Source organism: Curtobacterium flaccumfaciens, from assembly GCF_051548005.1.
Classification (GTDB): Bacteria; Actinomycetota; Actinomycetes; order Actinomycetales; family Microbacteriaceae; genus Curtobacterium.
Window position 1 is genome coordinate 1 of sequence record NZ_JBPUGH010000269.1, and the last position, 991, is coordinate 991.

At 75.5% G+C, this 991-nt stretch carries 2 protein-coding genes; both read left to right on the forward strand.

The window, feature by feature from the left end:
* A partial coding sequence (locus ACSW7Y_RS17230) for a hypothetical protein (protein WP_438127444.1) occupies nt 1–326 on the forward strand: 326 nt, incomplete at its 5' end.
* Nucleotides 323–853 carry a GNAT family N-acetyltransferase gene (locus ACSW7Y_RS17235; RefSeq protein WP_438127445.1) on the forward strand — a complete coding sequence of 177 codons (531 nt, stop codon included), beginning with the start codon at nt 323–325 and terminating at the stop codon, nt 851–853. The genes ACSW7Y_RS17230 and ACSW7Y_RS17235, both read left to right, overlap by 4 nt.
* Nucleotides 854–991 lie beyond the last annotated feature (138 nt).

A 991-nucleotide genomic window follows, 5' to 3' on the forward strand; every position in this document is an offset into this window, starting at 1 on the left:
GTGCGCGCGTGCCCCGCTACCGTGGGGGCATGCGCGCACGGCTCCGTCACCACGCACCCGCCCTCGTGCTGCTGTTGCTCGCCGGGGTCGCCGTCGTGGTCGCGGTGCTCGCGGAGACGCTGGCGTGGCCCGTCGCTCCGGCCTTCCCCGCTCTGCACAGCGGCGACTACTCGTACGTCGTCGGGCGGGGTGGCTTCCGGACTGCCCTCGCCGCGCGGGCGATCGCGTGGGCAGCCGCCGCGCTCGTCATCCCGCTGCTCGTCGCCGCACTGCTGGCCGTGGTCGTCCGGGGGCGCCGCGATCGCCGAGGGGCGGCTCGTCCGTGATCGTCCTCCGACCGTGGGACCCCGACGACGCCGGCGCACTGGTCGCCGCGCGCGCTGCGACCGACGACCTCGACACACAGTTCGGCCCGCTGGCGGACGCCGGCGCCGCTGCGCGCTTCATCGAGACCGTGCTCGTGACGGAGGCCGGTCGGCAGCACTGGGCGATCGTGGCGGACGGTGTCGCGGTCGGCAACGTCGGACTCACCGCCATCGAGCACCGGCACGACACCGCGTGGGTGTCCTACTGGCTCGCGCGCTCCGCTCGCGGTCTCGGTACCGCGACCCGCGCGGCGGCGACCGTCGCGGATCGGGCCTTCCGCGACGGGCTCTTCCGGCTCGAACTCGGGCACCGCGTGAACAACCCCGCGTCGTGCCGGGTCGCGACCGCTGCCGGGTTCCGCTCCGAGGGCATCGAGCGGGCGAAGCTCCGGTACGGGGCCGAGCGGTTCGACGTCGAGACGCACGCCCGATTGGCGAGCGATCCCACGCCCGAGGTCGAGCTGCTGCCGGTCGACGCCCCGGCGTGAACCCGGCGGCGCACGCGTGCGCGGGGCGCCTCGTCCGCGGCGCCGCGGTCGCTCCGCTCGTGGTTCCGCGTCGTCGCGTCGAGCCACGGATCCGACGTGGAACCGACCCGGGCCCGTGGTTCGATGTCGTCCTCGTGG